Genomic DNA, 22,383 nt, shown 5'->3' on the forward strand with positions numbered 1-22,383 from the left:
TGGCCTTGGCGGCGGCGGTCTTGGTCGCCTTCGCCGCGGTGGCCTTCGCCGCGGTGGCCTTGGCCGCCGTCGCGGGCTTCGGGTCCGCGGACCGGCCATTGCCCGCGGCGGCCTTGCCATTGCCCGCGGCGGCCTCGCCGTTGCCAGCCTTGCCGTTGCCCGGCGGCGCGGCGTCCGCCCTGGCGCTGGCGGCCGCCGAACCGGCGGACCGGCCGTTGGCGCCGTTGGCCTTCGCCGCTCGGGCGGTCGCCTTCTCCGAGCCCTTGGCCGGCCCGGTCAGCTCCAGGGTGTGGCGCAGGAACTGGCCCGTCGCGCTCTCGGGGACGTCGGCGATCTCTTCCGGGGTGCCGGCCGCCAGGACCAGGCCGCCGCGGTGGCCGCCGGACGGGCCCATGTCGATGATCCAGTCGGCGGTTTTGATGACGTCGAGGTTGTGTTCGATGACGATGACCGTGTTGCCCTTGTCGACCAGGCTTTCCAGGACCTTGAGCAGCTTCCTTATATCTTCGAAGTGCAGGCCCGTGGTCGGCTCGTCGAGGACGTAGACCGTGCGGCCGGTCGAGCGCTTCTGGAGCTCCGACGCCAGCTTGACCCGCTGGGCCTCGCCGCCCGAGAGGGTCGGGGCCGGCTGGCCCAGGCGGACGTAACCGAGCCCCACGTCGACGAGCGTCTTCAGGTGGCGGTGGATCGCCGGGATCGCCTCGAAGAAGGTTGACGCCTCCTCGATCGGCATCTCCAGGACCTCGGAGATCGTGCGGCCCTTGTAGTGCACCTCGAGCGTCTCGCGGTTGTAGCGCGCGCCCTTGCAGACCTCGCACGGCACGTACACGTCCGGGAGGAAGTTCATCTCGATTTTGATCGTGCCGTCGCCCGCGCAGTTCTCGCAGCGGCCGCCCTTGACGTTGAAGGAGAACCGGCCCGGGCCGTAGCCGCGGACCTTCGCCTCGGTGGTCTCCGCGAACAGCTTGCGGATGTTGTCGAAGACGCCCGTGTAGGTCGCGGGGTTGGAGCGCGGCGTGCGGCCGATCGGCGACTGGTCGACGCCGACCACCTTGTCGAGGTCGTCGAGGCCGGTGACCCGCAGGTGGCGGCCCGGCACGAGGCGCGCGCCGTTGAGCTGGTTGGCCAGCACCGTGTAGAGGATGTCGTTGACCAGCGTCGACTTGCCCGAGCCGCTGACGCCGGTGACCGCGATGAACTGGCCCAGCGGGAACGGCACCGTCAGGTTCTTGAGGTTGTGCTCGCGCGCGCCGACGACGAGCAGCTCGCGGCCGGGAGTGGCCGGGCGGCGGATCATCGGGGTCGGTATCTGGCGGCGGCCGGACAGGTAGGCGCCGGTGATCGACTCCTCGTTCTTCAGCAGGTCGTCGAAGGACCCACTGTGGACGATCTCGCCGCCGTGCTCGCCCGCTCCTGGGCCGATGTCGACGACCCAGTCGGCCGTGCGGATGGTGTCTTCGTCGTGCTCGACCACGATCAGCGTGTTGCCCAGGCGACGGAGCCGGACCAGCGTCTCGATCAGCCGGTGGTTGTCGCGCTGGTGCAGGCCGATCGACGGCTCGTCGAGCACGTAGAGCACGCCGACCAGGCCCGAGCCGATCTGGGTCGCCAGCCGGATGCGCTGCGCCTCGCCGCCGGACAGCGTGCCGGCCGGGCGGTCGAGCGAGAGGTAGTCGAGGCCCACGTCGACCAGGAACCGCAACCGGGCGTTGATCTCCTTGAGCACCCGCTCGGCGATCAGCTTCTGCCGGTCGTTGAGCACCATGGCTCCGAGGAGCTCGGCGCAGTCGCCGACGGACATGCCGGTGACCTCGGCGATGTTCTTGCCGTCGATCGTGACCGCGAGCACCTCGGGCTTGAGCCGCGCGCCGCCACACACCGAGCACGGCACGTCGCGCATATAGCCTTCGTATTTGTCGCGCGACCACTCGGACTCGGTGTCACCGTGCCGGCGCTCGATCCACTGCACCGCACCCTCGAAGCCGGTGTAGTAGGAGCGCTCGCGGCCGTATTTGTTGCGGTAGCGCACGTGCACCTGGTCGTTGGAGCCGTAGAGGATCGTCTTCTGCGCCCGGTTGGACAGCGCGCGCCACGGCGTGTCGAGGTCGAAGTGCTCGGCGTCGCCGAGCGCCTGGAGCAGCCGCAGGAAGTATTCGAGCGTCTGGCTGGTCGACCACGGCTGGATCGCGCCCTCGCGCAGGCTGCGCTCCGGGTCGGGGACCACCAGCTCGGGGTCGACCTCTTTCTTGGTGCCGATGCCGGTGCACTCCGGGCAGGCGCCGTAGGGCGAGTTGAACGAGAACACCCGGGGCTCGAGGTCTTCGATCGCCAGCGGGTGGTCGTTGGGGCAGGCCAGGTGCTCGGAGAAGATGCGCTCGCGGGCCGGCGAGTCGTCGGGCTCGTCGACGAACTCGAGCAGCACGACACCGGCGGCCAACCGCAGCGCGGTCTCGATCGAGTCGGTCATGCGCTGCTTGGCCGACGCCTTCACCGCGAGCCGGTCGACGACCACCTCGATCGTGTGCTTCTCCTGCTTCTTGAGCTTGGGCGGCTCGGTCAGCGGGTGCACCACGCCGTCGACCCGGGCGCGCGCGAAGCCCTTGGACTGGAGCTCGGCGAAGAGGTCGACGTATTCGCCCTTGCGGCCGCGGACCACCGGCGCGAGCACCTGAAAGCGGGTGCCCTCGGGCATCGCGAGCACCCGGTCGACGATCTGCTGCGGGCTCTGCCGGGCGATCGGCTCGCCACAGACCGGACAGTGCGGCTCGCCGACGCGGGCGTAGAGCAGTCGGAGGTAGTCGTAGACCTCGGTGATGGTGCCGACCGTCGAGCGCGGGTTGCGCGAGGTCGACTTCTGGTCGATCGAGACGGCCGGGCTGAGGCCCTCGATGAAGTCGACGTCAGGCTTGTCCATCTGGCCCAGGAACTGCCGAGCGTACGAAGATAGTGACTCTACGTAACGCCTCTGACCCTCTGCGAAGATCGTGTCGAACGCGAGGCTCGACTTGCCGGATCCGGACAGCCCGGTGAACACGATCATGGCGTCGCGGGGCAAATCCAGGTTGACGTCGCGCAGGTTGTGCTCCCGCGCGCCGCGCACGATCAGTCGGTCGGCCACAGCCCAGCCCACTCCTGACATGATGGAAGACCTGCAGAATCTCTGCCGTGGCAACTTTAGCCGCGGGGTATGACACTTTTTGGAGCCGAGGCATTCCCCCAATCAGGGGAGATGTCAGGGGCCGGTGATTTCGGTCATTTTGGGTACCCGATTTGCCCGACCCATCACGTACCGTAGGGCGTCCGGTAATCACAGTGCGCAGGGCCGCCGGCTGGGGCGACCCCACGTGCTCGGGGGGAAATGTGACAGCGGACCTGACGACGCGCGTGGCTGTCCCAGGCACGACCGTCGAGACGGCTACTCTCTGTAATCATGTTGCCACGCTCGCCCAGCGTGGGACCGGGTACGCGGTCGCCCGTTTCGCGATCTACGACTATCGCGAGATCCGCACCTCCCTCGGCACCTCCGCGGCCACCGAGCTCCTCGAACGGATCGGCATGCGCCTCCGGTCGCGCCTCGAGCCCGGCGACGTGCTGTCGGTGCTGCCCGACGGCGACATGCTGCTGGCGCTGGACAGCCCCGACGGGCTGGAGAAGCGGCTGCACGACCTGGTCGAACAGGGCAGCGGCTGGACCCCGACCGTGTACGGGCAGCTCAGCGCCGGTGGCGCCGAGGCCCGACCGGGCGACGACGCCGAGACCGTGCTCTCCCGAGCCAGCCTCGCCCTGGAGGACGCCGGCCGGCGCGCACCGGGCGCCGTCGCCATCTGCGGCAGTCCGATGGACGCCGACGCCCTCCAGCGCGTGTCGCTCGACATAGACCTCCGGCGGGCTGTCGAGGCCGACCGCCTCACCGTGCACTACCAGCCCGTCGTCGCGCTCGACGGCGGCCGGATCGTCGGCCACGAGGCGCTGGCGAGGTGGCCCGACCAGGAGCGCGGCTGGGTCTCTCCGGAAGCGTTCATCGCCGCCGCCGAGCGCAACGGCCTGATCAGCGACATCGGGCTGCGGGTGCTCCGCCGGGCGCTGCGCGACAAGCGGCGCTACGGCGGCTACCGCAACACCTGGCTCTCGGTCAACGTGAGTGTCGTGCAGCTCGAGGACGAGGCCTTCGCCGGCCAGGTGCTGCGGGCGCTCGACGAGGAGGGCATCGCCGGGGACGAGCTGCGCATCGAGGTCACCGAGTCGGCGCTGCTGGCCTCGGCCCGCTCGCGTGCTCAGCTGATCGAGTTGCGCAAGGCCGGCATCCGCGTGCTGGTCGACGACTTCGGCACCGGTTTCTCCTCGCTGGCCAGCGTCCGCCGCCTGCCGATCGACGGCATCAAGATCTCGCGGGAGCTGCTCCACGACGAAGAGCCGGGACTTCCGGACCCGACGGTGGTGCGGGCGGTGCGCCTGCTCGCCGCCGGTGCGGGAGTCACCGACATCATCGCCGAGGGGGTGGAGAGTGCTCTGGAGGTACGGACGCTCGCCGCGCTCGGCATGCCGTACGCGCAGGGCTTCCATCTCGGTCGTCCAGCACCGGCGTCGCGCGCCCTGCGCTGGCCCGCCACCCCGATCGTCTCTCCCAACTGACCTGCTGCCTGGGTGTGACGGGACCACCCAGGGCTCCCAGGACGCGCCTATCGTCGATGGCGTGGAGACCAGCAACGCGCTCGGCGACTTCCTGCGGGCGCACCGGGAGCGGATCACGCCCGCCGAGGTCGGCCTGCGTCCCGGTGTCGGCGTCCGGCGGGTGCCCGGGCTGCGTCGCGAAGAGGTGGCGATGCTCGCCGGGATCAGCTCTGACTACTACCTGCGCCTGGAGCAGGGCCGTGACCGGCACCCGTCCGTCCAGGTGCTCGACGCCCTCGCCCGGGTGCTCGGGCTCGACGCCGACGCGACCGCGTACATGATCAGTCTCAGCCAGCCGGCCTCGCGCACGGCCGCCCGCCCTTCGTCGCCCACGGTCCCCGACAGCATCCGGTACTTCATGGACGCACAGACCTGTCCCGCGTTCGTCCAGACACCGTGGCTCGACGTCCTGGCCGCCAACCGGATGGCGGTCGCGCTCACCCCGAACCTGACCCCCGGCGTCAACCGGCTTCGCCAGGTGTTCCTCGACCCCGCCGCGCGTACCTTCCATCGTGACTGGCCCGAAGCCGTCGCCCACGTCGTCGCCGGCCTGCGCGCCGACGCGACCGGACACGGCGACGACCCTCGGCTGGCCGCGCTGGTCGGCGAGCTCTCGTTGAAGAGCCAGGAGTTCCGCGAGCTGTGGGCACGGCACGAGGTGCGCCGGCCCGAGGGTCGGTTCAGCCGGATGCACCATCCGGAGGTCGGCGACCTCGACCTGTTCGCGGAGAAGCTGACCATCGCCGGCACCGACGGCTTGGTGCTCGGTCTCTACCACGCGGAGCCGGGCAGTGAGTCGGCCCGCTCGCTCGCGTTGCTCGGGTCGCTCGCGGCCTCGTAGCTCTCCTTCCCGCTGCCCCGGCCGTACCACAGGTCGGGGCATTTCCATGTCTTGACTTCCCACAAACTCAAGCGTAAACAGAAACAAAACAAAGTGATACGGAGGCAAAGCAACATGTACGCGGAGGAGCGGCAAGAGGAGATCCTGCGGCTCGCCCGTGCTCTGGGGCGGGTCGACGTGACCGCGCTGGCCGAAGACCTCCAGGTCACCGCCGAGACGGTCCGCCGCGACCTGACGGTCCTGGAGCGGGCGGGGGTGCTCCGCCGCGTCCACGGTGGTGCGATCCCGGTCGAGCGGATCGGATTCGAGCCGGCCCTCGCCGCCCGCGACTCCGTGCTGATCACCGAGAAGGAGCGCATCGCGAAGGCGGCCCTGGCCGAGCTTCCCGACGAGGGGGCGGTGATCCTCGACGCGGGCAGCACCACGGCCCGGCTGGCGCAGGCGCTGCCCACCGACCGCGAGCTGTCCGTCGTGGTCAACTCGCCGGTGCTGGCCACGGTGCTCGGCACCCGGGCCAACCTCACCGTGTTGCTGCTGGGTGGCCGGGTCCGCGGCAAGACCCTGGCCACCGTCGACGACTGGGCGCTGCGCCCGCTCGCCGACATGTACGTCGACGTCGCGTTCATGGGCACCAACGGCTGCTCGGTCGAACGCGGCCTGACCACCCCCGACCCGGCCGAGGCGACGGTCAAGCGGGCGATGATCGCCGCGGCCCGCCGGGTGGTGCTGCTGGCCGACCACACGAAGATCGGCAACGACTACCTGGCCCGCTTCGGCACGCTCTCGGACCTGGACGTGCTGATCACCGACAGCGGCCTCGACGACGAGCTGGCGGTCGACGTCGAGGCGGCCGGCGTACGCGTGGTCCGCGCATGATCGTCACCGTCACCCTCAACCCGAGCCTGGACCGGGCGATCGAGATCGACTCGCTGGCCCGGGGAGACGTGATCCGGGCTCGCTCGGGCCGCCTCGACCCTGGTGGGAAAGGCGTCAACGTCTCCCGCGCGCTGCTGGCCAACGGCGTCGCGTCCCGAGCGGTCCTGCCGTGCGGCGGCGACGAGGGTGCCCAACTGGTCCGCCTCCTGGCGGAGGAGGGCGTCGACCTGGTCGCCGTCCCGATCGGCGGCCACACCCGCTCGAACATCACCCTCGCCGAACCCGACGGCACGGTGACGAAGGTCAACGAGCCGGGTCCGGTCCTGTCGCCTCTCGAGTTCGACGCGGTCACGGGCCAGGTGCTTGCCGCGGCCGGGACGGCCGGGTGGGTCGTGGTCTGCGGCAGCCTCCCGCCGGGCGTGACTCCGGAGGCGTTCGGCCGACTGTGCCGGCGGATCGTCGCAGCGGGGGTACGGCTCGCGGTCGACACGAGTGGGCCGGCTTTGCGGGCGGCGGCGGAGGCCGGTGCCCATCTGGTCAAGCCCAACCGCGAGGAACTGTCCGAAGTAGTCGGCCACGCAATCCCGTCCCGGTCGGACGTGGTCTCGGCCGCCGACCGGGTACGCGCCTGGGGCGCGGGCACGGTCCTGGCCAGCCTGGGCGCCGAGGGCGCCATCCTGGTAACCGCCGACACCGTCGTCAGCGGCGCCGCGGTGGTGCCTTCCCCACGCAGCACAGTCGGCGCCGGCGACGCTCTGCTGGCGGGCTTCCTCGCTGCCTTGAGCCGCGCGGAGGCTGCCGTTGCGGCGACGACGGCCTCGCCGGGCGTGGGCTCGCTCACCGGTCACGGCGTTGCCGCAACAACCGGCAACGTCGCAGCAGACCCGACCACCCGCGGCACCGGTGCGGGCGGGACTGCCGGCAACGCCGGCCTGGGCTTCACCGCGGCCAACGCCGGCGTTGCCGCAACAGCCCACAACGCCGGTGCGGGCGAGACGACCGACAACGTCGGTCCATCCTCAACCGGGGACAACGCCAGCGTTCTCGCAACCGACGATGACGCGGACTCCGCGTCCGTGGGCGGTAGCGGCCGGGGCGGTGCTCGGCGGCCTGAGTTGGTGGCTGCCCTGGCTGAAGGGCTGGCCTGGGGTGCGGCGGCGGTCAGTCTGCCCGGTAGCCGCATGCCGTGTCCCGCTGATCTGCGGCGGGACGCTGTTGTGATCCATCCCGATTCCGATCTCGTCCGGAGCCTGGCTTCGCGAGGCTGACGGACCCCTCCCCTACCCCCGAAGGGAGCGTTCGGTGACAACGACCGAGGAAACCGGCTACACGCCGGCGGTGCAGGGCACCGGATTCCGTGCCACCGTGCAGCGGTTCGGCGGCAATCTGGCCGCGATGATCATGCCGAATATCGGTGCGTTCATCGCCTGGGGCCTTATTACCGCTCTGTTCATCCCCACCGGCTGGATACCGAACGACGACTTCGGTCAGCTGGTCAACCCCATGATCTTCTTCCTGTTGCCCATTCTGATCGGCTACACCGGCGGCCGGCTCGTACACGGGCAGCGCGGGGCCGTGGTCGGTGCCGTCGCTACCGTCGGCGTGGCCGTCGGCGCCGGTGCCGTGATGGGCACCGAGCTCGAGAACGCCTCGCCGATGTTCCTCGGCGCCATGATTATCGGCCCGGCCACCGCCTGGTTGCTCAAGCGGTTCGACGCGCTGGTCGAGGACCGGATCCGGCCCGGCTTCGAGATGCTCGTCAACAACTTCTCCGCCGGCATCATCGGCGGCGGGATGGCGCTGCTCGGTGCCTGGGCCATCGGCCCCGTCATGCGTACCGTCACCAACGGGGCCGGCGACGCCGTCAACTGGCTGGTCGACCGCAACCTGCTCCCGTTGGCGTCCGTGCTGGTCGAGCCGGCCAAGGTGTTGTTCCTCAACAACGCCATCAACCACGGTGTGTTCGGTCCGCTCGGCGTGGCCGAGGCCGCTGAGACCGGCAAGTCCATCCTGTTCATGATCGAGTCGAACCCGGGGCCGGGCCTCGGTCTGCTGCTCGCGTTCTTCTTCTTCGGCCCGCGCAACCTGCGCGCCACCACGCCGGCCGCCATGATCATTCAGTTCCTCGGCGGCATTCACGAGATCTACTTCCCGTACGTGCTGATGAAGCCCCGCCTGATCATCGCCATGATCGCTGGTGGCGCGGCCGGCGTCGGCACCTTCATGGTCACCGGTGCCGGGCTGACCGCTACGCCGTCGCCGGGCAGCATCTTCGCCTACTTCGCGGTGACGCCGCGCGGCGGTTACGTGCCCATGTTGCTCGGCATCGCGATCGCCGCCGGCGTGACGTTCGCGGTCGCCGCGGCGCTGCTCGGCTTCGGCCGCCTCGAACCCAAGGAAGACCCGACCACCGCGGATGGCGACGCTGCCGCCGTACCCCCGGATGCCGATCCACAGCCCGGCACCCAGCCCGAACCGGCCCGCGAGCCCGCGATCGCCGGCAACGTCCCCGAACAACGCACCCCCTGACCCTCGGGGAGGGACCCTCCCGCAAGGGTCCCTCCCCCACCCCCGAGAGGCATCGTCATGGCCAACATCAAGGGCAGCGACATCCAGAAGGTCGTCGTGGCCTGCGACGCCGGCATGGGCAGCAGCGTCATGCTCGCCAGCCAGCTCCGGCGCCAGCTCAAGAAGCACCAGGTCACCGTCGAGCACACCCCGGTCAACTCGATCCCCGCCGACGCCGACGTCGTGGTCTGCCACGCCGGACTCGCCGACCGCGCCCGCGGCAGCGCGCCTGACAAGGTGATCGTGCCGGTGCAGGTGTTCATCGGCGACCCGGCGGTGACGCGGCTGGTGAAGGCCGTCGAGTCCGGCGGCGAGCTCAATGGCTGAGGGCCTCGGCGCGCTGCTCGACCCGGCCGCCATCCGGCTCGCCGAGACCGCCGCCGACCGGGACGCGGCCATCCGCCGCTGCGGCGAGGTGCTGGTCGAGGTGGGCGCGGTCGCTCCCGCGTACGTGTCCGCCATGCTCGAACGCGAGCAGTCCGTCTCGACGTACGTCGGCGAGGGTGTGGCCATCCCGCACGGCACCCTGGCCGGCAAGGAGACGGTGCTGCGTGACGCCCTGGCCGTGCTGCGCTTCCCCGACGGCGTCGACTGGGGCGGCCAGCCGGTGACCGTGTGCGTCGCGATCGCGGCGCGGGGCGACGGCCATGTCGAGGTGCTCGGCGAGCTCGCCCAGATCCTGCTCGACCCGGACCGGGCCGCGGCGCTGCGTGCGGCCACCGACCAGGCCACGGTCTACGACCTGTTGACCCCGATCGAGGAGACCGCATGAAGGTCGTGCGCTTCCACGCGCCCGGCGACGTACGCATCGAGGACGCTCCCGAACCCACGCGCACCGGCGGCGACGTGCTGATCCGGGTGCACAACTGCTCGACGTGCGGCACCGACGTCAAGATCTTCAAGTTCGGGCACCACCACATCCGGCCACCCCGGGTGATGGGCCACGAGATCGCCGGTGAGGTGGTCGACGGTGGCGACACCGGGTGGCGGGCCGGCGACCGGGTGCAGGTGATCGCCGCCATCCCCTGTGGACAGTGCGGCGAGTGCCGGCGCGGTCGTATGACGGTGTGCCCCAACCAGGAGTCGATGGGCTACCACTACGACGGGGGTTTCGCGGAGCTGATGCTCGTACCCGCGAAGGTCCTCGCCGTCGACGGCCTCAACCGGATCCCTTCGGGCATCGGGTACGCGGAAGCGTCCGTCGCCGAGCCCCTGGCGTGTGTCCTCAACGGGCAGACGCTGGCCCGGGTCGGTGAGGGTGACGACGTCGTGGTGATGGGCGCGGGGCCGATCGGCTGCCTGCACGTGCGGCTGGCCCGGGCGCGGGGCGCCGCGCGGGTGTTCCTGGTCGACCTCAACCGGGAGCGGCTGGCGCTGTCGGCCGAACGGGTCCAGCCGGACTTCGCGATCTGCGGTGCCGACACGGACGTGGTCGACGAGGTACGCAAGCTGACCGACGGCCGTGGCGCCGACGTCGTGATCACCGCCGCCGCCTCCAAGGCGGCGCAGGAGCAGGCGTTCGCGCTCTGCGCCCGGCAGGCCCGGATCAGCTTCTTCGGCGGGCTGCCCAAGGACGACCCGGTGATCAGGGTGGACAGCAACCTGGTGCACTACCAGGAGCTGACGATCGTCGGCGCCAACGGGTCCAGCCCGGCGCACAACAAGCAGGCACTGGACCTGATCGCGTCGGGTGCGGTGCCGGTAGCCGACCTGATCACCCACCGCCTGCCCGTCGCGGCGGCGCTGGACGCCTTCGACATCGTCGCGCGCGGCGAAGCCATCAAGGTCACCATCGAGCCCTGAGGGGGTTGAACGCTATGCCGTCCCGCACCGTGACCGTCGGCTCGCGCACGGGCCTGCACGCCCGCCCGGCGGCCCTGTTCGTAGCCGCCGCCGGCGCCGCACCCCTGCCGGTGAAGATCAATGTCGAGGGCCGCAAGCCCGTACCCGCCAACAGCATGCTCTCGGTCCTGTCCCTCGGCGCCAAATGCGGGACGGCCGTGACCATCTCGGCCGAGGGCGACGGCGCCGACGCCGTCCTGGACGACCTGGCCACGCTGCTGGCCCGCGACCTGGACGCGGACGAGGGTGGTGGATCCGATGGGTGAGGCGGTCGGGCCGCCGGCGGGTGGCCCGAGCGCGCCGCCTGTGGGCGGACGGGGTGGGCCGCCTGCCGGCGGGCCGGCGGGCGGACTGGTTCGGCAGCCGTCCAGTGCGCCGCAGCCGGCGGACCGGGCCGACGGCCAATCGGTTGGCGTGACCGCTCCACGCGAGCCCAGCGCGGAGCCGATGCGGGGCATCGGGGTCTCCCCCGGGTTCGCGGCGGGTCCGGTGTGCAGGGCCGGCGCAGCCCCGAAGATGCCCGCACCCCGCACCGTCTCCGATGTGGAGGCCGAGCTGGCCGGCGCGGCCGCGGCGCTGGCGGCGGTAGCGGCCGAGCTCGGCCGCCGCGCGGACGCCACCCGTGACGCCACCGCCGCCGAGATCCTCCGCGCCCAGGTGATGATGGCCAAGGACCCGGTGCTCGACGAGGCGGTGGCCGACGCGATCCGCGCCGGCTCCGACGCGCCCCACGCGATCGATGCCGCGTTCGCCGTGCACCGGCAGGCTTTCCTGGAGGCCGGCGGCTACCTGGCCGAGCGGGTCGCGGACCTGGACGACCTTCGCGACCGCGCGGTGGCGGTGTCGAGCGGGGAGCCGATGCCGGGCATCCCGTCGCCCGGGTACCCGTTCGTGCTGGTCGCGACAGACCTCGCCCCTGCCGACACCGCCGGCCTCGATCCTGAGCTCGTGCTGGCGCTGGTCACCGAGGCGGGCGGGCCGACCAGCCACACCGCGATCCTGGCCCGGTCGCTGGGCATACCGGCCGTGGTCCGCTGCGGCGGGGCGGTCGGCCTTCGCGACGGCATGGTGGTGGCCGTCGACGGCGCCGCGGGTGCGGTGCGGGTGGGGGTCGACGAGGCTACGGTCGCCGACACCCGCAGGCGCGAGCAGGACCGCCGTGCCCGCGCCGCCGCGTCGACGGGTCCGGGTCGCACCGCCGACGGCTGGGCGGTCGAGCTGCTGGCCAACGTAGGTTCGGCGGCCGACCCGGTGGTCGGCGCCGAGGGGGTCGGGCTGTTCCGCACGGAGCTGCTCTACCTCGACCGCGAGAAGGCGCCGGGACATGACGAGCAGGTCGAGGCGTACGCGGCCGTGTTCGACGCCCTGGGCGGACGCAAGGTGGTCGTGCGCACTCTGGACGCGGGTGCCGACAAACCGCTGCCCTTCCTGGAGCAGACCGGCGAGCCGAACCCGGCGTTAGGGGTACGCGGGGTGCGCCTGGCCCGCCGCGACCCGGCTCTCCTGGACGGCCAACTCGCGGCTATCGCGGCCGCCGCCGCCCGGACCGGCGCGACGGCCTGGGTGATGGCACCCATGATCGCGACCCCGGCCGAAGCCCGCGACTTCGTGACCCGAGCGCGCGCCGCGGGCCTGGCGTCCGCCGGGGTGATGGTCGAGATCCCGGCGGCGGCCCTCCGGATCCGCGCGCTGCTGCGCGAGGTCGACTTCGTGTCGATCGGGACCAACGACCTGAGCCAGTACGCGTTCGCCGCCGACCGCATGTGCGGTGACCTCGCGGAACTGCTGGACCCGTGGCAGCCGGCACTGCTGGACCTGATCGCGACGTGCGCCCACGCCGGCCGCGCGGCAGGCAAGCCGGTCGGCATCTGCGGCGAGGCGGCAGCCGATCCGGGACTGGCGCCGGTGTTCGCCGGCCTGGGAATCAGCAGCCTGTCGATGCCGGCCCGAGCGATCCCGGCGGTACGCGACGCGCTGGCCGCACACACGAAAGCGGACTGCGAACGCCTGGCCACCGCGGTCCTTGCCACCGAAGACCCGACCTCGGCCCGCGCCGTGGCGCTCTGACGCCGTAGAAATGGTGGCCGGTCCTCGCGCGACCAGAACCGGCCGCCACCGGCACCTCGATCTCACGGCCACCACGGCTACGCCCCGGCGGAGGGGAATCCGGCCGCCGCCGGCACCTGGCGGTCCAAGCCCCGACGCCGACGGCCGTTCGCCGCCACCCTGGAAGCCTGGCCTCGACGCGCCCGGTCGCTGGGGTGGCGGTTTGGCCCTTCCCTTCTCTGGCCGCGCCCCGCGACGGGCATGGCAGCGGAGCGAAGCGGAGCGGTCTCCGGCGGGAGCGACGGTCGTGCCCCCGACGGACCCGGGACCGCTTGCTTGAGCGGTTCAGATCAGGTCGCGGGTCAGGACGATCCTGTGTTGGCCGGGGCCGCTGTAGTCAGGGGTCAGGCACGCGGTGAAGCCGAGGCGTTCGTGGAAGGTGATCGACTCCGCGTTGGCCGGGCCCGTGATGGCTTTGAGGCGGGTGGCGCCGCGGGCTCGGGCTGCTGCCGCGAAGGCTGTGTGCAGGTGGCGGCCCAGGCCCGTGCCGCGGCTGCGTTCGTGCACCGCGACCGCGTGGATGTAGCCGACGTGGGCCGGGGCCACGAAGCCGAACAGGTAGCCGTCGACGTCGCCGGCGACGAAGGCTGTGTCGCCGAACTCGCGGACGAACATCGGGTGGTGAAGGTGGCGGACGTCGCGGTCGCCCCAGTACGCGGGGAGGTCGGCCAGGATCGCGGCCAGGTCTTTCGGGGTCGCGCGGCGTAGCTCAGTCATCCAGCGCACCCAGCCGGGCGATGTTGGCGCTCTCGTCGGGGTCCGGACCCGGGGTGTCGAGGAACGCGGTGAGCACCTCGACGGCCACGTCCGGGGCGAGGCGTTTGAGGCTCATCGCCAGCACGTTCGCGTCGTTCCACTTCCGCGCGCCCGAGGCGATCCACGGGTCCCAGGCGAGGGCGGCGCGTATTCCCGTTACTTTGTTCGCGGCGATCGCCGTGCCCGTGCCGGTCCAGCAGAGGACCACGCCCAGGTCGGCGGTGCCGTCGGTGACCGCCTGGCCCACCGCGGCGCCGATGTCCGGCCACTGGCGGTCGCCGGTCACGTCGACTACCTCGATGCCCCGGTCTTCGAGGGCCTGTTGCACGGCTCGTGTGGTCTCGTTCGCGTCGTCCGCTCCGTACGCCACCCTCATGATGCCCAGCCTACGGGTCGAGCAGGGTGGCCCTCAGCCCGGCCAGCAGGGCTTCGTCGACGCCGAGGTGCTCGCGGGCATAGTCGAGCACCGATCCGTAGGTGGCCGCCAGCTCCTTCAGCGTCAGCCGCATCGCGTCCGCCGGGGCCAGGCCGTAACCCGGCCAGGTGATCGCCGGGTTGGCCGGGTTGGCCTGCCAGTCGGCGATGAACTTCGCGGCCGCCAGCTCCGTGAGCGCGTAGTCGGCGATGATGTCGTCGTCGCTCACGCCTACCAGGCGAAGGACCAGGGCGGCCAGGAGTCCGGTGCGGTCCTTGCCGGCCGCGCAGTGGATGACGACCGGGGCGCTGCCCGCGGCGGCTATCACCGCCAGTGCCTGGCTGATCTCTGTCGTGCCGTCGGAGAGCACCTCGGCGTTGCGGTCGGCCAGGAAGCGGACCGGCTCGACGTCGGGCGCCACGGTCGCCTGCCGGCAGGGGCGGTGCTCGATGGAGAGGTTGTAGTAGGCCAGGCCGTCGTACTCGGGCACCCGGCCGCGGCGGGCCACCTCTTCCGGGTAGCGGAGGTCGATCACCGTGCGTACGCCGAGCGTCTGGAACTTCACCCAGTCGGCGCCGGCGAGCTTGCCCAGGCCGTCGGACCGGTAGAGCCTGCCCCAGCGCACGGTGCTGCCGTCCGATGTGGAATAGCCGCCGACGTCGCGGAAGTTGTGCAGCCGGTCGAAGGCGATGTGCCTCAACGGGAGACCGAGAAACGCAGGGAGGTACGCACGCCGACCTCGACCACTCGGGTCGTCCGCAGGCCGAGCGTGGCGAGGTCGGCGTCGGGCTCGAAGAGGCGGCGGCCGCCGCCGAGGAACACCGGCATCACGTCCAGGCGCAGCTCGTCGACCAGGCCTTTGGTGAGGAGCTGGTGGCCCAGGTCGACGCCGCCGACCACGGTGACGTCGCGGTCGCCGGCCGCTGCCTTGGCCTTGACGACCGCCGCTTCCACGCCGTCCGTGACGAAGGTGAAGGTCAGCCCGCCGCCCTCGTGGGGATGAGTGGCCGGCGGCTCGTGGGTGACGACGAAGATCGGGACCTGGAACTCGTACGTGCCGGCGTAGCCGTCGGGCTCGCCCATCGCGAACGTCCGGCGACCCATCAGGACCGCGCCCGTCTCGTCGATCATCTCGGTCATGTAATGGGTCGGCCGAAGCTCGGCCAGGTCCGGATAGAGCGCGCCGGCGCTGCCGTCGGCGTCCTCGACGTAGCCGTCGACCGACACGGTCATACCGAAGATCACCTTGGCCATGACCTCGAACCTACCAGCGGGGATGGTGGTCAGATCGGCTCTGCGGGCCGCTGGCCTCGTGATGTTGGCCGCGGGTGGTGCAGCTCTTAGCGGTCGGGTCTCGTGGTCGTCGCGTCGTGTTGGTCGGCGGCCGTCCGTGCCATCGCGGGCTAGGGTCGAGCTGGAACGCGGCAAGGTCGAAGAGATGAGGACCACCCGTGCGGATCCTGTTCGTCGCAGCCCCGCTGATCGGTCACCTCTACCCGATGATCCCCCTGGCCGAGGCGCTGCGCGCCGCAGGGCACGACGTGCTCGTCGCCTCCGGGGGCGACGCCGCGACCAGACCGCCGGCCGGTTTTCCGGTCGAGGACGTGGTCGGGCCGTTCAACTTCGGGCGGATCGCGCTGGGCACCATGTTGAGCCGGCCGAAGCTGTTGGTACGCGAGCTCGCCGGCCGGGCCGGGACCGACGCGGTCGGGCACATCTTCGGTGCGGTCAACGACCGGTTCGTCGGCGCAACCACCGAGCTCGTCGGGCGCTGGCGCCCGGACGTGGTCGTCCACGAGCCGCTGGCCGGCGCGGGCGCCGTCGCCGCCGGGCGCCACGACGTGCCGGCGGTGCTGCACGGCAACACGCTTTTCGACGACGCGCTGCTGCTCGCGGTGACCACCGCGAAGATGCGGCCGCGGGTCGACGTGCCGGCCAGCGCCGCGGTGCTCAGGATCAGCCCCGACAGCCTGGTGCCCGGCGCGAGCGGCCAGCCCATGCGACCGGTCGGCTACGGAGGCGGCGCCACCCTCCCGTCCTCCCTGCGCGAGCCGGGGAGTCGTCCCCGGATCCTGGTCAGCCACAGCACCATCGCCGGCCCGGGGTCGACCGCGGTGCTCGACCGGATCGTGCGGCTCGCGCCGTCCGTCGACGCCGAGTTCGTGTTGATCCGCGCCGCCGACCGGCTCGCCGGCCGGACCCTGCCGCCCAACGTCCGGGCGGTCGGCTGGGCACCGCTCCCCGAGGCGCTGGAAACGGCCAGCGCGATCGTGCACCACGGCGGCGCCGGCACCATCTTCGCGGCGCTGGCCGCCGGTGTGCCGCAGCTCGTCACGCCCGGACCCGGTGACCGCGCCCACAACGCCCAGCTGGTCGCCGCCCGCGGGGCCGGGCTCGCCGTGCCGACGAAGCGGATCGACGCCGACGCCCTGCGCCGCCTGGTTGACGACTCCTCGCTGCGCGCCGCCTCGGCCGAGGTGGCCACGGAGATCGCCGCGATGCCCGCACCCGCCGAGATCGCGGCGACGGTCTTCGCCAAGTTCGCCTGACCATTCCCGCCGATCTCGCAGCGGGCCGTCCGGCTCGATCGTGGTAGGCGTCATGTCAAGCAGACTGCCGCTCAACAAATCGAAATCGCTACTGATTACGGCCGGCTAGGACTTCCCGGTAGTGGGGGTTGAACATGATTCCCAGGATGTTGTCGAAGGGGTCCGTGACCGTGGCGGTGATGAAGCCCTTGCCCCGGTCGCGTGGCTGCTCCCGCACCGTGGCACCGAGCTCGGTCAACCGCGCCAGAGCGGCATCGATGTCGTCGACGTGCCAGTAGGCGACCACACCCCCCGCGCCGGTCGGCACCCCGTCCGGTGCGTACGCACGAGAGACCAGCCCCAGCTCCTGCTGATAGTCACCGAAGCGGAACTCCACGTAGCCACCCGGCACTTCGAAGTAGGGCTCGACGCCCAATACATCGGCATACCAGCGGGCGGCCCCGGCCAAATCGTCCGTCCAGTAGTTGATCGTCGCGAATCCCCGCAACATCTCCATGCCCCTCTCGTCGGTGATGCAAGTGAAGCTATCGGTGACCTGTGACATTTTTCGCCACACCACAGCCGACATAGGCTCGGCGCGAACCCCCCTCCCGTTTGGAGCGAACTTTCGATGGCATCCCAAGCCGACCGCGTCATCGCGGTGCTACGCGCCGGTCACGACGACCTGACAGCCAAGGTCGCCGCGTTCACCGCTGACGATCTCGCCCGGCCCTCCGGCGCCAGTGAGTGGGACGTCTCCCAGGTGCTCAGCCACCTGGGCAGCGGCGCGGAGATCAACCTGGCGATTCTCGAGGCCGGGATCACCGGCAGCACCCCGCCCGACGGCGACTTCAACAAGAGCGTCTGGGCCAAGTGGGACAACGCGACCCGGCAGGAGCGCGCCGACTGGGTCGTCACCGCCAACGAGGCGCTGGTCAGGCGCTTCGAGGCACTCGACGAAGCGGAGCGCGAGTCGGTCCGGATCACGTACGCCTGGATGCCGGCACCGGTCGACGTCGCAGCCGCCGGGACCATGCGACTCAACGAGTTCGCACTGCACGCGTGGGACGTCGCGGTCGCCTTCGAGCCGGCGGCCACCGTGGACGCCGCCGCCGCGGAGCTGCTGCTCGGCCAGGCCGCGCACATGTTCGGCTGGCTCGCCAAGCCGGAGCAGCTCGACGGCAGGACCGCGACGCTGGCCGTCGAGATCACCGACGTACCCGAGACGTTCGGTCTGACCCTCGGCCCCGAGATCGCTTTGGCCGCGACCCCGACCGACCCCGACGGCACGCTGCGGCTGCCCGCCGAGACCTGGCTGCGGCTGGTCACCGGCCGGCTCAAGCCCGAGTTCACGCCGGCATCGGTCAAGCTCGACGGCCCGCTCAGCCTCGACGACCTGCGCCGGGTCTTCCCGGGCTTCTGAGTGCGCCAGTGCGCCAACCCCAGGCAGCGTTAGACGACGTGCGCCGCCGGCTCCACGCCACCCGATGGCCGGAGCCGGCGCCGCCGGACGAAGACGCGTGGGCGCAGGGCGTACCCCTGGAATACCTGAGAAGCCTCACCGAATACTGGGCCGACGGCTACGACTGGCGCGCCACCGAGGACCGGATCAACCAGATCCCGCAGGTAACGGTTACCGTCGACGGCCTGGGGATCCACGCGCTGCGCGCACCCAACCGAGGCGGCCTCCCGCTGCTCGTGACCCACGGCTGGCCAGGATCATTCTTCGAGTACGAGGCCGTGCTCGAGCCCCTGACCGGGGCCGGCTTCGACGTGGTGGTGCCGTCGCTGCCCGGCTACGGCTTCAGCGGCACGCCCACCGAGCAGGGCTGGGACATCCACCGCATCGCCCGAGCCTGGGCGGACCTGATGACCGCGCTCGGCTACGACCGGTTCATCGCGGCGGGCAGCGACTGGGGCACCAGCATCTCGACCAGCCTGGCGATGCAGGCGCCGGAGCGCCTGCTGGGCATCCACCTCGTACCCCCGCTGGTGGCTCCGATCCGCACGGACCTGACGGCGGACGAGGCGAAAGCCCTCGATGACCTGGACAGGCCGGGACGCGACGGCTACTCCGTCATGCACGCCACGCGGCCGCAGACCCTGGGCTACTCCCTCGTGGACTCCCCCGCCGGCCTCTGCGCGTGGATCGTCGAGAAGATCTGGTCGTGGTCGGACCACGACGGCGACCTGTCCGCGGTGCTCACGGACGACCAGGTCCTCGACAACATCACGCTGTACTGGCTGACCCGCACGGCCACGTCGTCGGCCCGCCTCTACCGGGAGAGCATCGCCGAGGTCTCGCGCTGGTTCACGGAAGAGACCACCGACACGGTACGCGTGCCGACCGCCTGCACCGTCTTCCCGAAGGAGGTGCCACGCCCGTCCCGCCGCTGGGCCGAGCGCCGGTTCCCGAACATCGTCCATTGGGGCGAACCGCCCCGCGGCGGCCACTTCGGAGCCTGGGAGCAACCGGCCCTGTTCGTGGACGAGCTAACGATATGGACGGCAGGTTAACTCCAGGCCAACCAGCGGTTGCGGCGGTGGCCCGGCGTCGTGAGGATCGATGGATTCCGACAAAGGAGGCCTCGATGTCTGATCTCGATCGTCGCACGTTGTTGCGAGGTGCCGCGGCCGCGGCCGGAGGCGCGGCGCTCGGTGGGCCGTTCCTCGGGTTCGCCAACCGGGCCGCCGCCTCGGCCCACCCCAAGCACCCCAAGGCGCCTCTGGTCGACAACATCGCCGACCTGCGGGACGGGAAAGTCCGGCTGCACGTGCCGGCCGGGTTCCGTTACCGCTCCTTCCACGACACCGAGTCACCCGTGACCCTCGACGACGGCACCGCGCTCCCCGGGCGGCACGACGGCATGGGCGCCTTCCGCGACAAGAGCAGGGACGACATCGTCCTGATCCGCAACCACGAGGTCAACAACCCCGGACCGGCGTTCGGTCCGCGAACCCCCTACGACCCGATGGCCCGCGGCGGCACCACGACCGTCCACGTCTCGCCGCACGGCGAGGTCCGGCGCGCGTACACCAGCGTCAACGGCACCATGATGAACTGCTCCGGCGGGCGGATGCCCTGGGGCAGCTGGGTGACCTGCGAGGAGACCGTCAACGGGCCGGACGTCGGCCCGGACTTCACCGGCGCGTCCAACGTGCCGCTCACCCAGCCGCACGGGTACGTCTTCGAGGTGCCCGTGCGCGGTGAGGCCAGCGGCGAGCCGATCACGGCGGCCGGGCGGTTCACGCACGAGGCCGTCGCCTACGACCCGCACTCCGGCTACCTCTACCTGACCGAGGACAGCTTCGAGTTCCCGTCCGGGTTCTTCCGTTACAAGCCACGCAAGGACCCGATGCGGCTCGGCCATCTCGACAACCGGGGTCGCCTGCAGATGCTCGCCGTCCGCAAGCGGCCCAACATCCACCTGGAGGCCGACCAGCGGCGCGGGGCCACGTACGACGTCAAGTGGGTCGACATCGACGATCCCGCGCCGAAGTTCCCCTACACGCCGGGGCAGACCGCGCCGACGACCAACGACGACGCGACCATCCACGTGCCCAGGCAGGGTTGGGAGCAGGGCGCGGCCTACTTCTCGAGACTCGAGGGCGCCGTGTACGACGACGGTGTCATCTACTTCACGTCCACCCAGGGTGGCGGCGAGGCGGAGACGGAGCTCGGACCACACGCGACCGACGGGTACGGCAACGGCCACGGACAGATCTGGGCGTACTACCCGAAGCACGAGGTGTTGCGGGCCGTCTACCAGTCGCCCGGGCCGGACACCCTGGACTTCCCCGACAACGTCACCACCAGCCCGCGCGGCACGCTGGTGGTCTGTGAGGACAACACCAACGACAACTACCTGCGCGGTCTCGGTCGCGACGGCGAGCTGTTCGACATCGCGCTCAACCGGCTCACGTCGAGCACCGGCGCGTCCCGCACCAACGACGAGTTCGCGGGCTCCACGTTCAGCCCCGACGGCGGCACGCTGTTCGTCAACATCCAGGCCAGCGCCGGGATGACGTTCGCGATCTGGGGAGACTGGCGCCGAATCGGCGTCTGAGAAGCAGAGACGGGCGGCGGCTGGGTACGGTGGGACCGTGCTCGCCCAGGTCGCGACCTTCGCCGCCGCCCGTGCGCTCCGTCTGCCCCCGGCCGTGCCGGGCAAGGTCACCGCCCGCCGACATCAGCGGGTACGCGCCCGCGACGGCGTCGTGCTGGTGACCGACCACTACGCGACGGACGTCGCCGACGCGGGCACGGTGCTGATCCGCACGCCGTACGGGCGCAGTGGCGTGGTCACGCTGCTCGGCCGGCTGATCGCCGAGCGCGGGCTGCACACCGTGATCCAGTCCTGCCGCGGCACGTACGGGTCGGGCGGCAGCTTCGAGCCGATGCTGCACGAGCGCACCGACGGCATGGACACGGTCGACTGGCTGCGCCGGCAGCCCTGGTACAACGGCCACCTGGGGATGTTCGGCTCCAGCTACCAGGGCTTCACGCAGTGGGCGGTGGCGCCCTACGTCGGCGACGAGCTGCGCGCGATGGTGCTGGTCTGCACGACCTCGTCGGCGCGCGACTCCACGTACGCGGGCGAGGCGTTCTCCCTCGACACCGCGCTGACCTGGGCCGAACTGCTCGCCGCCGAGGGGCAGCCTTTCTTCGCCCGGCAGCGCGAGCTCAAGCGCGGCCAGCCCAAGCTGATGCGTGGCCTGGCGACGCTGCCACTCGACGCCGCCGACCTGGCCGCGGTGGGCGCGCCGGTGCAGTTCTTCCAGGAGTGGCTGCGCGAGGTCGAGCCCGACGCGGCGTACTGGGCGGACCGGCGGTTCGACTCCAGCGTCGCCGACGTGCGCGCGCCGATCGCGATGATCACCGGCTGGCACGACATCTTCCTCCCCGCGCAGCTACGCGACTACGCGGCGCTGAAGGCCGCGGGCGCCGACCCGCACCTGATGATCGGGCCGTGGACCCACGGCAGTCCGGGGCTGCTCGGCGCCTGGATGCGCGAAGGGCTGGCGTTCCTGTGCGAGCGGATGCCGCGCGGCGAGTCGGCCGCGCAAGCGCTGCGGCCAGAGTCCCGGAACGGCGCGGTGCGGCTGCACGTGGGCAACGCCGGCTGGCGCGACGTGCCCGAGTGGCCGCCGGCCGGGCGCGCCGGGGAGATCTTCCTGCGACCCGACGGCGGTCTCGGCGGCGAGCCGAACGACACCGGTGAGCCGTCCCGCTTCTACTACGACCCGGCCGACCCGACCCCCTCCGCCGGCGGTGCGGTGCTGGCGGCCAACAAGGCCGGGCGGGTCGACAACCGGCTTGTGGAGAGCCGCGACGACGTGTTGGTCTTCACGAGCGAGCCGCTCGAGACACCGCTGGACCTCGTCGGCGAGGTCGAAGCGACGATCTACACGCACGGCGAGCCGGAGTTCTTCGACGTGTTCGTGCGACTCTGCGACGTGGACCCGCGTGGCCGGTCGTGGAACATCTGCGACGGGTTGGTCCGTGTGGTGCCGGGGCGCTTCCGGAGCGATGCCGACGGGGTGACCGAGGTGCGGGTGCCGATGTACCCGACCGCGTACCGCTGCGAGCCCGGGCACCGGCTGCGGGTGCAGGTGGCCGGCGGGTCGCATCCGCGCTGGGCGCGCAATCCCGGCACCGGGGAGCCGCTCGGCAGCGCGGTCGGGCTGCGCGGCGGGCAGCGCTGGGTGTTCCACGACCGGACCCGGCCCTCGGCGGTTCGGTTCACGGTCGCACCCTGAGCCCGCCTTTTCGCGAATTC

20 protein-coding genes and 1 pseudogene are annotated in these 22,383 nt (G+C 71.4%); 15 read left to right on the forward strand and 6 right to left on the reverse strand.

The window, feature by feature from the left end:
• Positions 1-196: 196 nt before the first annotated feature.
• Positions 197-3,118: pseudogene (gene uvrA, locus AB0J88_RS34430) on the reverse strand (excinuclease ABC subunit UvrA); the annotation flags it as partial.
• 266 nt (positions 3,119-3,384) lie between these two features.
• Here uvrA and AB0J88_RS34435 point away from each other — a divergent pair.
• The 10 genes from AB0J88_RS34435 to ptsP all read left to right on the forward strand — a co-directional run bounded on the left by AB0J88_RS34435 (position 3,385) and on the right by ptsP (position 12,865).
• Positions 3,385-4,632, forward strand: a complete 1,248-nt coding sequence (locus AB0J88_RS34435; RefSeq protein WP_364349057.1) for a GGDEF domain-containing phosphodiesterase — start codon at positions 3,385-3,387, stop codon at positions 4,630-4,632.
• Positions 4,633-4,693: 61 nt separating this feature from the next.
• Positions 4,694-5,512 (forward strand): helix-turn-helix transcriptional regulator, encoded by an 819-nt coding sequence (locus AB0J88_RS34440; protein ID WP_364349054.1) that lies wholly within the window; start codon positions 4,694-4,696, stop codon positions 5,510-5,512.
• A 114-nt stretch (positions 5,513-5,626) separates the two neighbouring features.
• Entirely contained in the window at positions 5,627-6,388 is a 762-nt protein-coding gene (locus AB0J88_RS34445; protein ID WP_364349051.1) for a DeoR/GlpR family DNA-binding transcription regulator, read from the forward strand.
• The gene (locus AB0J88_RS34450; protein WP_364349048.1) at positions 6,385-7,656 is read left to right on the forward strand and encodes a 1-phosphofructokinase family hexose kinase; all 1,272 of its coding nucleotides are present in this window, start codon (positions 6,385-6,387) and stop codon (positions 7,654-7,656) included. Before AB0J88_RS34445 ends, AB0J88_RS34450 begins: the two co-directional genes overlap by 4 nt.
• 34 nt (positions 7,657-7,690) lie before the next feature.
• Entirely contained in the window at positions 7,691-8,917 is a 1,227-nt protein-coding gene (locus AB0J88_RS34455; protein ID WP_364349045.1) for a PTS mannitol transporter subunit IICB, read from the forward strand.
• A 57-nt stretch (positions 8,918-8,974) separates the two neighbouring features.
• Positions 8,975-9,283, forward strand: a complete 309-nt coding sequence (locus tag AB0J88_RS34460) for a PTS lactose transporter subunit IIB (RefSeq protein WP_364349042.1) — start codon at positions 8,975-8,977, stop codon at positions 9,281-9,283.
• Positions 9,276-9,728, forward strand: a complete 453-nt coding sequence (locus AB0J88_RS34465) for a PTS sugar transporter subunit IIA (RefSeq protein WP_364349039.1) — start codon at positions 9,276-9,278, stop codon at positions 9,726-9,728. Before AB0J88_RS34460 ends, AB0J88_RS34465 begins: the two co-directional genes overlap by 8 nt.
• Complete coding sequence (locus AB0J88_RS34470) at positions 9,725-10,759, forward strand: zinc-dependent dehydrogenase (protein WP_364349036.1); 1,035 nt, start codon at positions 9,725-9,727, stop codon at positions 10,757-10,759. The genes AB0J88_RS34465 and AB0J88_RS34470 overlap by 4 nt, the downstream gene beginning before the upstream one ends.
• Positions 10,760-10,773: 14 nt before the next feature.
• Entirely contained in the window at positions 10,774-11,064 is a 291-nt protein-coding gene (locus AB0J88_RS34475) for an HPr family phosphocarrier protein (RefSeq protein ID WP_364349033.1), read from the forward strand.
• A 181-nt stretch (positions 11,065-11,245) separates the two neighbouring features.
• Positions 11,246-12,865 (forward strand): phosphoenolpyruvate--protein phosphotransferase, encoded by a 1,620-nt coding sequence (ptsP, locus tag AB0J88_RS34480; RefSeq protein ID WP_364349415.1) that lies wholly within the window; start codon positions 11,246-11,248, stop codon positions 12,863-12,865.
• Positions 12,866-13,189: 324 nt separating this feature from the next.
• On the opposite strand, the gene AB0J88_RS34485 is transcribed toward ptsP, so the two are convergent.
• The 4 genes from AB0J88_RS34485 to AB0J88_RS34500 are packed head-to-tail and all read right to left on the reverse strand — an operon-like array spanning position 13,190 to position 15,329.
• Entirely contained in the window at positions 13,190-13,621 is a 432-nt protein-coding gene (locus AB0J88_RS34485; RefSeq protein WP_364349030.1) for a GNAT family N-acetyltransferase, read from the reverse strand.
• Positions 13,614-14,036, reverse strand: coding sequence for an RpiB/LacA/LacB family sugar-phosphate isomerase (locus AB0J88_RS34490; protein ID WP_364349027.1), 423 nt, complete (start codon positions 14,034-14,036; stop codon positions 13,614-13,616). The genes AB0J88_RS34485 and AB0J88_RS34490 overlap by 8 nt, the downstream gene beginning before the upstream one ends.
• Positions 14,037-14,046: 10 nt before the next feature.
• Entirely contained in the window at positions 14,047-14,775 is a 729-nt protein-coding gene (locus AB0J88_RS34495; protein ID WP_364349024.1) for a tyrosine-protein phosphatase, read from the reverse strand.
• A complete protein-coding gene (locus tag AB0J88_RS34500) occupies positions 14,772-15,329 on the reverse strand; it encodes a dihydrofolate reductase family protein (protein WP_364349021.1) in 558 nt (185 codons plus the stop codon). Before AB0J88_RS34500 ends, AB0J88_RS34495 begins: the two co-directional genes overlap by 4 nt.
• A gap of 197 nt (positions 15,330-15,526) precedes the next feature.
• Between AB0J88_RS34500 and AB0J88_RS34505 the strand changes: the two genes are divergently transcribed.
• On the forward strand, positions 15,527-16,624 hold the full coding sequence (locus AB0J88_RS34505) for a glycosyltransferase (protein ID WP_364349018.1): 1,098 nt from the start codon (positions 15,527-15,529) through the stop codon (positions 16,622-16,624).
• A gap of 88 nt (positions 16,625-16,712) precedes the next feature.
• On the opposite strand, the gene AB0J88_RS34510 is transcribed toward AB0J88_RS34505, so the two are convergent.
• Positions 16,713-17,120 carry a VOC family protein gene (locus AB0J88_RS34510; RefSeq protein WP_364349015.1) on the reverse strand — a complete coding sequence of 136 codons (408 nt, stop codon included), beginning with the start codon at positions 17,118-17,120 and terminating at the stop codon, positions 16,713-16,715.
• A gap of 114 nt (positions 17,121-17,234) precedes the next feature.
• Here AB0J88_RS34510 and AB0J88_RS34515 point away from each other — a divergent pair, with 114 nt between their 5' ends.
• The 4 genes from AB0J88_RS34515 (at position 17,235) to AB0J88_RS34530 (ending at position 22,363) form a co-directional block, all read left to right on the forward strand.
• Positions 17,235-18,026 carry a maleylpyruvate isomerase family mycothiol-dependent enzyme gene (locus AB0J88_RS34515; protein WP_364349012.1) on the forward strand — a complete coding sequence of 264 codons (792 nt, stop codon included), beginning with the start codon at positions 17,235-17,237 and terminating at the stop codon, positions 18,024-18,026.
• Positions 18,027-18,034: 8 nt separating this feature from the next.
• Entirely contained in the window at positions 18,035-19,120 is a 1,086-nt protein-coding gene (locus AB0J88_RS34520) for an epoxide hydrolase family protein (protein WP_364349010.1), read from the forward strand.
• Between the two features lie 74 nt (positions 19,121-19,194).
• On the forward strand, positions 19,195-20,670 hold the full coding sequence (locus AB0J88_RS34525) for an alkaline phosphatase PhoX (RefSeq protein ID WP_364349007.1): 1,476 nt from the start codon (positions 19,195-19,197) through the stop codon (positions 20,668-20,670).
• A gap of 37 nt (positions 20,671-20,707) precedes the next feature.
• A complete protein-coding gene (locus tag AB0J88_RS34530; protein WP_364349004.1) occupies positions 20,708-22,363 on the forward strand; it encodes a CocE/NonD family hydrolase in 1,656 nt (551 codons plus the stop codon).
• The last annotated feature ends 20 nt before the right edge of the window (positions 22,364-22,383 follow it).

Origin of the sequence: Asanoa sp. NPDC049475 (assembly GCF_040676915.1) — a bacterium.
Classification (GTDB): Bacteria; Actinomycetota; Actinomycetes; order Mycobacteriales; family Micromonosporaceae; genus Asanoa.